Raw genomic sequence first — 6,288 nt, forward strand, 5'->3', positions numbered from 1 at the left:
CCGCAAAAATAAAAAGGCCCGGTAACACCGGGCGTTATCAGAAGTGACCGTCAGACCAGACGGTTGCCAGGAATGAACCATTCCCGACGTGAATTCAGAAGATCCTGGGCGCTCATCGCTTTTTTTCCGGCGGGTTGCAATGAGAGCAGGTTCAGGACTCCGTTGCCGGTCGCGACCTGAATGCCTTGTTTCGTGGCGTCAAGGATGGTTCCCGGTTCTGCCAGCGTCGGCGTCGCTATTACGGATGCCTGCCAGACTTTTACCGGCTGGCCGTCAATTTCCAGCCAGCTCATTGGCCAGGGATTGAATGCGCGAATGCAACGTTCCAGTTGTGTCGCAGAAAGCGACCAGTCGATGCGCGCTTCTTCTTTACTGAGCTTTTCTGCGTGAGTGACTAGCGATTCATCTTGCACTTGCGGATTTGCACGACCCTCAGCTAACTGCTTCAGCGTTTCAATCAGCCCTTGCGGACCAAGATCCGCCAGCTTGTCGTACAGTGTGCCGCTGGTGTCTTGCGCGGTGATGGGGCAGGCGAGCTTATAGAGCATATCGCCCGTATCGAGACCCACGTCCATTTGCATAATGGTCACGCCCGTTTCGGCGTCCCCAGCCCAAAGAGAACGTTGAATGGGCGCCGCGCCGCGCCAGCGCGGCAGCAGCGAACCGTGGACGTTAATGCAACCGAGACGCGGCATATCCAGCACGGCTTTCGGCAGAATCAGACCATACGCGACGACGACCATAACATCTGCATTCAGGTCAGAAACCAGGTGCTGGTTTTCCTGCGGGCGCAAGGAAACGGGTTGGAAAACCGGAATGCCTTTTTCTTCTGCCAGCACTTTTACCGGGCTCGGCATCAGTTTTTTTCCCCGACCTGCCGGGCGATCGGGCTGGGTAAATACCCCGACAACGTGATGTTCAGAAGACAACAGCGCGTCAAGATGACGCGCTGCAAAGTCAGGTGTACCCGCAAAAATAATACGTAGTGAGTCTGACACGGTGATTCTTGTCCTTAAGCTCGTGCGTTCAGGCGGTCGAGTTTCTCAACTTTCTGACGAATACGTTGCTGCTTCAGCGGTGACAAATAATCGATAAACAGTTTACCGACCAGGTGATCCATCTCGTGCTGAATACAGATAGCCAGCAGGCCGTCGGCTTCCAGTTCAAACGGTTTACCCTCGCGATCGAGCGCGCGAACTTTCACTTTCTCAGCACGCGGCACTAAAGCACGCTGTTCCGGAATAGACAGACAACCTTCTTCAATACCGGTCTCGCCTTCTTTTTCCAGCAGTTCCGGGTTAATTAACACCAGGCGTTCGTCACGATTTTCCGACACGTCAATGACGATAATCCGCTGATGAATATCAACCTGCGTTGCTGCGAGGCCAATACCTTCTTCCGCGTACATCGTCTCAAACATATCATCGACGATACGCTGAATTTCTGCATTCACTTCTTCTACCGGCTTTGCGACTTTGCGAAGGCGCTCGTCCGGAATATGTAACACTTGCAAAACTGACATAGTTATCCAGAGTTGTGTTCAGGAGTTGGAAAGATTATTACCTCTATTCTAGACAAATCCCCCTCTGATTGACAGCATCAGTGACCAATCGCAAAGATTGCTAAGACTGCTTGTGGCAGGGGGATAAGGATGACCCGTACCGAAATTTGGCTACGTTTAATGGCTGTGAATGAGTTGTTCGGCGATGAGATGGTGCGCGTCGCTCACGGACTGATATCACAGCCGGCTATTGATATCGCCGCATTGCGGCGTGCCGGCCTTTCCCCTTCCCAGGCAACGCGCTTTTTGACCTTTCCGGAAAAAGAACTGGAAAGAACCCTTCGCTGGCTTGAGTTGCCGCACCATCACTTATTACTGGCAGACAGTGAAGATTATCCTGCACAGCTTCGCGCCATTGAAGATTATCCCGGTGCGGTTTTTGTCGTTGGCTCCCCGCGATGTCTCCATGATTTTCAACTCGCCGTCGTGGGAAGCCGAACGCCGTCCTGGTATGGCGAACGATGGGGGCAGATGTTTTGTGAGAAACTGGCCAGTTGGGATATCACCATTACCAGCGGTCTGGCGCGAGGTATTGATGGCATCGCCCATCGGGCGGCGATCCAGGCAAAGGGGAAAAGCATTGCCGTATTAGGCAACGGCCTGCAATCCGTCTATCCCCGCCGACATGCCGGGATGGCCGATGCGTTGCTGGAAACGGGAGGCGCGCTGGTGTCCGAATTTCCGTTAATGATGGCCCCTTTACCGCGCAACTTTCCCCGCCGGAACCGTATCATTAGCGGTCTGAGTAAAGGGGTTCTGGTGGTTGAGGCGGCATTACGCAGTGGCTCGTTGGTCACCGCGCGCTGTGCGTTAGAGCAAGGACGAGAGGTGTTCGCTATCCCTGGCCCCCTCGGCAGCCCCGGAAGCGAAGGGCCACACTGGCTGGTGAAGCAGGGTGCCACCCTTGTGACGGCCCCAGATGAAATCATGGAAAATTTGCAGTACGGCTTGCATTGGCTGCCAGATGAGCCTGAAAAATCACTTTATTCATCAGATCAGGAAGGCGCAGCATTGCCATTTCCCGAGCTCCTGGCTAACGTAGGAGATGAGGTAACACCTGTTGACGTCGTCGCTGAACGTGCCGGCCAACCTGTGCCAGAGGTAGTGGCTCAGCTACTCGAACTGGAGTTAGCAGGATGGATCGCAGTTGTACCCGGCGGCTATGTCCGATTGAGGAGGGCATGCCATGTTCGACGTACTAATGTATTTGTTTGAGACATATATCCACAATGAAGCTGAATTACGTGTGGATCAGGACAAACTTGAACGGGATCTTACCGACGCTGGTTTTGATCGTGAAGACATCTACAACGCGCTCCTGTGGCTGGAAAAGCTTGCTGACTACCAGGAAGGTCTTGCCGAGCCGATGCAGCTCGCCTCCGATCCTCTCTCTGTGCGTATTTATACCCCAGAAGAGTGTGACCGACTGGATGCCAGTTGCCGGGGATTCCTGTTATTCCTTGAGCAGATTCAGGTGCTAAACCTCGAAACGCGAGAAATGGTGATTGAACGTGTGCTCGCGCTGGATACCGCAGAATTCGACCTGGAAGACCTGAAGTGGGTCATCCTGATGGTTTTGTTCAATATTCCAGGTTGTGAAAATGCATATCAGCAAATGGAAGAATTACTCTTTGAAGTGAATGAAGGTATGCTGCATTAATCAACCTTAATTCAGCATGAGTTGTTATGGCTAAATCAGCACTGTTTTCGGTGCGTAAAAATGAGCCCTGTCCACAGTGCGGGGCTGAACTGGTGATTCGCTCCGGGAAACACGGTCCGTTTCTTGGTTGCTCGCACTATCCGGAATGTGACTATATCCGTCCGTTGAAATCCTCAGCGGACGGACATATCGTCAAAGTTCTGGAGGGGAAACATTGCCCTGACTGCGGCAGCGAACTGGTGTTGCGCCAGGGGCGTTTTGGTATGTTTATCGGCTGCAGCAACTATCCAGAATGTGAGCATACCGAGCTCATTGATAAACCCGATGAAACCGCTATTACCTGCCCTCAATGCCAGACGGGCCATCTGGTCCAGCGGCGTTCCCGTTATGGCAAAACCTTCCACTCCTGCGATCGCTATCCGGAGTGCCAGTTTGTCATTAACTTCAAACCGATAGCCGGAGAGTGTCCTGAGTGCCACTATCCGCTACTCATCGAAAAGAAAACCGCGCAGGGTGTGAAGCACTTTTGCGCCAGTAAACAATGTGGAAAGCCGGTTTCGGCGGAACAAACAAGTGAATAATAACCTGCCAACAGACCCTATCGCTGACGCAATAGAGGTACTGAATAAAGAGAATGTCATCGCCTATCCAACAGAAGCCGTCTTTGGCGTCGGGTGCGATCCCGATAGCGAAGTGGCCGTAAATCGTCTGTTGGCCTTGAAACAGCGTCCGGTGGATAAAGGGTTAATTTTGATCGCCGCCAGTTTTGAGCAGCTCAAGCCGTATATTGACGACAGTATGTTGACCGATGCCCAGCGTGATGCCGTGTTTGCTCGTTGGCCTGGTCCGGTGACCTTTGTTTTCCCTGCGCCAGCGACGACGCCTCGTTGGTTGACGGGGCGCTTTGATTCATTGGCGGTGCGCGTGACGGATCATCCGCTGGTGGTCGCCTTGTGCCAGGCTTATGGCAAACCGTTGGTTTCAACCAGCGCCAACCTGAGTGGATTACCCCCTTGCCGTACGGTTGAGGAAGTTCGCACACAGTTTGGTACAGACTTCCCGGTGGTGTCAGGAGAAACCGGAGGTCGATTGAATCCTTCGGAAATCCGTGATGCCCTGACGGGCGAGTTGTTTCGACAGGGGTAAGATGATGGAAACCTATGCTGTTTTTGGTAATCCAATCGCGCACAGCAAATCGCCGTTTATTCATCAGCAATTTGCGCAGCAGCTGCAGATTGCGCATCCGTATGGCCGTGTGCTGGCGCCTGTTAATGATTTCATCAACACACTGAACGCGTTCTTTGCCGACGGCGGTAAAGGAGTGAACGTCACAGTGCCATTTAAAGAAGAAGCATTTGCCCGCGCCGATGAACTCACCGAGCGTGCAGCCCTGGCCGGTGCGGTGAATACGATCAAGCGGCTCGAAGATGGTCGGTTGCTGGGTGACAACACCGACGGCATCGGTCTGCTAAGTGACCTCGAACGTCTGTCATTTATCCAGCCGGGGCAACGTATCCTGCTGATTGGCGCGGGTGGCGCTTCGCGTGGTGTATTGTTACCGCTGCTTTCTCTGGATTGCGGGGTGACGATTGTTAACCGGACGGCATCCCGTGCGGAAGAACTGGCACAGGTTTTTGCACATACAGGTAGCGTGCAGGCGCTGGGTATGGATGAGCTGGAAGGACATGAGTTTGATCTGATCATTAATGCCACCTCCAGCGGCATCAGCGGTGAGATCCCGGCGATCCCGGCATCGCTCATTCGTTCGTCCGTATGTTGTTACGACATGTTCTACCAAAAGGGCAATACGCCGTTTCTCTCCTGGTGTGAACGCCAGGGTGCGAAACGTTATGCCGATGGCCTGGGGATGCTGGTGGGACAAGCAGCTCATGCCGTTCTGCTCTGGCACGGCGTGTTGCCGGAAATTGAGCCAGTGATTGCGCGTCTCAAGCAGGAGTTATCCGCATGAATCAGGCCATCCAGTTTCCAGACCGGGAAGAGTGGGACGCGCAGAAAAAAGCGGTCTGCTTTCCCGCGCTGGTTAATGGCATGCAGTTAATGTGCGCTATTAAGGGAGAAACGCTGGCGAATCGCTTTGGTGGTGAAACGACGGAACAATGGTTAGCTCACTTTTGCGAACATCGCTGGGATCTGGAAGAAGAAGCGGAAGCACTGATCCAGTCCCAGCAAGAAGACGATCATGGCTGGGTTTGGTTACCCTGAGCGAGATACTCGTCTTTCCATTTCACATAATTTCTGGCGGAGTATTGCAGACCCGCTTTCTCCTCCTCTGTTAGCGGCCGGATCTGTTTGACCGGGCTCCCCAAATAGAGATAGCCGCTCTCCAGGCGTTTGTTTTGCGGTACCAGGCTTCCCGCCCCAATCATTACGTCGTCTTCAATCACCGCGCCATCCAGCAGAATCGATCCCATACCGACCAGGACCCGGTTGCCAATGATGCAGCCGTGCAACATCACTTTATGCCCGACCGTCACATCTTCTCCTACAATGAGCGGGTTGCCATCCGGGTTGGAGGCGGATTTGTGCGTGACATGCAACACGCTGCCATCCTGAATATTCGTACGCGCCCCGATCGCAACGTAATTTACATCGCCACGGATCGCGACAAGCGGCCAGATCCCCACATCGTCTGCCAGGCGAACGTCGCCAATGATCACACTGCTGCTGTCGAGCATCACCCGTTGGCCAATCTGTGGGAAAAGATCCTTATAAGGACGTAATACGTCAGACATGTTTACCTCAAGGAAAGAGAACAGTAATGATGACTTTGGTTGCATTTCTGGCCTTGCGCAAGTGCTTTAGCTATCAAAAATTCGCCAAATTGCGCATGAATGGAGCGAAAGGGATGAAAAAGCAGCGAACGGAAAAAAAGATCTAAAAAAGGCTTGTGCAAAAAAATGGGATCCCTATAATGCGCCTCCGTTGAGACGACAAAGTGGAACGCTTCACAAGATGGTCGTCACAGCGAAGAGAAAAATCCTGAAAATCAGGGTTGACTCTGAAAGAGGAAAGCGTAATATACGCCACCTCGCGACAGAGCGCTAAA

At 53.0% G+C, this 6,288-nt stretch carries 9 protein-coding genes; 6 read left to right on the top strand and 3 right to left on the bottom strand.

What is annotated here, in order from left to right:
- Window positions 1-50: 50 nt before the first annotated feature.
- Complete coding sequence (gene fmt, locus OGW13_RS01740) at window positions 51-998, bottom strand: methionyl-tRNA formyltransferase (protein WP_287115516.1); 948 nt, start codon at window positions 996-998, stop codon at window positions 51-53.
- A 14-nt stretch (window positions 999-1,012) separates the two neighbouring features.
- Window positions 1,013-1,522 carry a peptide deformylase gene (gene def / locus OGW13_RS01745; protein WP_042326273.1) on the bottom strand — a complete coding sequence of 170 codons (510 nt, stop codon included), beginning with the start codon at window positions 1,520-1,522 and terminating at the stop codon, window positions 1,013-1,015.
- Window positions 1,523-1,651: 129 nt separating this feature from the next.
- On the opposite strand from def, the gene dprA reads away from it, so the two are divergent.
- Genes dprA through OGW13_RS01775 form a run of 6 tightly spaced genes read left to right on the top strand, consistent with a single transcriptional unit; the run spans window position 1,652 to window position 5,444 of the window.
- On the top strand, window positions 1,652-2,776 hold the full coding sequence (gene dprA, locus OGW13_RS01750) for a DNA-protecting protein DprA (RefSeq protein WP_044257543.1): 1,125 nt from the start codon (window positions 1,652-1,654) through the stop codon (window positions 2,774-2,776).
- Window positions 2,748-3,221 carry a DUF494 family protein Smg gene (smg, locus tag OGW13_RS01755; RefSeq protein WP_012908442.1) on the top strand — a complete coding sequence of 158 codons (474 nt, stop codon included), beginning with the start codon at window positions 2,748-2,750 and terminating at the stop codon, window positions 3,219-3,221. The genes dprA and smg overlap by 29 nt, the downstream gene beginning before the upstream one ends.
- A gap of 26 nt (window positions 3,222-3,247) precedes the next feature.
- On the top strand, window positions 3,248-3,802 hold the full coding sequence (locus OGW13_RS01760; protein WP_044257542.1) for a DNA topoisomerase family protein: 555 nt from the start codon (window positions 3,248-3,250) through the stop codon (window positions 3,800-3,802).
- Window positions 3,795-4,367: an L-threonylcarbamoyladenylate synthase type 1 TsaC gene (tsaC, locus tag OGW13_RS01765; protein ID WP_044265313.1), complete on the top strand. Its 573-nt coding sequence runs from the start codon at window positions 3,795-3,797 to the stop codon at window positions 4,365-4,367. The genes OGW13_RS01760 and tsaC overlap by 8 nt, the downstream gene beginning before the upstream one ends.
- Window positions 4,368-4,371: 4 nt before the next feature.
- Window positions 4,372-5,190, top strand: a complete 819-nt coding sequence (aroE, locus tag OGW13_RS01770; RefSeq protein WP_080343322.1) for a shikimate dehydrogenase — start codon at window positions 4,372-4,374, stop codon at window positions 5,188-5,190.
- The gene (locus OGW13_RS01775) at window positions 5,187-5,444 is read left to right on the top strand and encodes a DUF1488 family protein (RefSeq protein ID WP_042998366.1); all 258 of its coding nucleotides are present in this window, start codon (window positions 5,187-5,189) and stop codon (window positions 5,442-5,444) included. The genes aroE and OGW13_RS01775 overlap by 4 nt, the downstream gene beginning before the upstream one ends.
- Here the strand turns inward: OGW13_RS01775 and OGW13_RS01780 are convergent.
- Window positions 5,420-5,974 (bottom strand): gamma carbonic anhydrase family protein, encoded by a 555-nt coding sequence (locus OGW13_RS01780; RefSeq protein ID WP_042998365.1) that lies wholly within the window; start codon window positions 5,972-5,974, stop codon window positions 5,420-5,422. The two genes, OGW13_RS01775 and OGW13_RS01780, sit on opposite strands and share 25 nt — an antisense overlap.
- Window positions 5,975-6,288 lie beyond the last annotated feature (314 nt).

The sequence above is a fragment of the Citrobacter sp. Ca225 genome, assembly GCF_030337175.1.
Lineage (GTDB): Bacteria > Pseudomonadota > Gammaproteobacteria > Enterobacterales > Enterobacteriaceae > Citrobacter_A > Citrobacter_A amalonaticus.